The 1,187-nt window shown below is 67.0% G+C and carries 1 protein-coding gene; it reads right to left on the reverse strand.

The window, feature by feature from the left end; translation table 11 throughout:
- Window positions 1–1,187: acyl-CoA dehydrogenase (locus tag ABY44_RS38340; protein WP_431643568.1), on the reverse strand; the 1,187-nt coding region annotated here is incomplete at both ends.

The raw sequence follows: 1,187 nt of genomic DNA on the forward strand, positions 1-1,187 counted from the left end.
TCGAGCGCGCCTGCCTGCACCAGCACCTGCTCCGCATAGAGCTGCGCGATCGCGATCTTCGCGCCGAAGAACGCCGGGTCGCTCGCGCGGTTCGCCTGCGCGGCCACCAGCGCGCGCGCCATCTGCCATCCGCACAGCACCACGCCCGCCAGCTTCAGGTACGGCACGCTGCCCGCGAACACCGCATTCGGGTCCTGCTTCGCGTTCGCCAGCACGTAATCCACCACCGACGACAGCGCCTTCGCGCCCTTCTCCAGTTGCACCTTCATCGACGCGGCCGCCGCACCGTCCAGCTTGCCCAGCGCCGCGACAGTCTCGCCGATTTCGGCGATCAGCGCCTTCGCCACCGCGCCGCCGTCGCGCAGCGTCTTGCGGCCCACCAGGTCGTTCGCCTGGATCGCCGTCGTGCCTTCGTAGATCGCCAGGATCCGCGCATCGCGGTAATACTGCGCCGCGCCGGTTTCCTCGATGAAACCCATCCCGCCGTGCACCTGCACGCCCAGGCTCGCCACGTCGTTCACCATCTCCGTGCTCCAGCCCTTCACGACCGGCACCAGATATTCGTAGATTGCCTGATGACGCGCCCGCGTCGCCTCGTCCGAATGGCGGTGGGCAATGTCGCTGTGCGCCGCGGCCACGTACGCCAGCGAGCGCGCACCTTCGGTCAGCGCGCGCATCGTGCCGAGCATCCGGCGCACGTCCGGGTGATGGATGATCGTCACCGACTGCTTGGCCGACCCGTCCACCGGGCGGCTCTGCACGCGTTCCTTCGCGAATTCCGCGGCCTTCTGGTACGCGCGGTCGGCCACGCCGATCCCCTGCATCCCGACGCCGAAGCGCGCCGCGTTCATCATGATGAACATGTATTCGAGGCCACGGTTTTCTTCGCCGATCAGATAGCCGATCGCGCCACCGTTATCGCCATATTGCAGCACCGCCGTCGGGCTCGCCTTGATCCCGAGCTTGTGCTCGATCGACACGCAGTGCACGTCGTTGCGTTCGCCCAGCGAGCCGTCCTCGTTCACCAGGAACTTCGGCACGATGAACAGCGAAATGCCCTTCACGCCTTCCGGCGCGTTCGGCGTGCGTGCCAGCACCAGGTGGACGATGTTGTCCGCCATGTCGTGCTCGCCCCACGTGATGAAGATCTTCGTGCCGAACACCTTGTACGTGCCGTCGCCCTGCGG

Origin of the sequence: Burkholderia sp. ZZQ-2 (assembly GCF_050768715.1) — a bacterium.
GTDB lineage: Bacteria > Pseudomonadota > Gammaproteobacteria > Burkholderiales > Burkholderiaceae > Burkholderia > Burkholderia cepacia.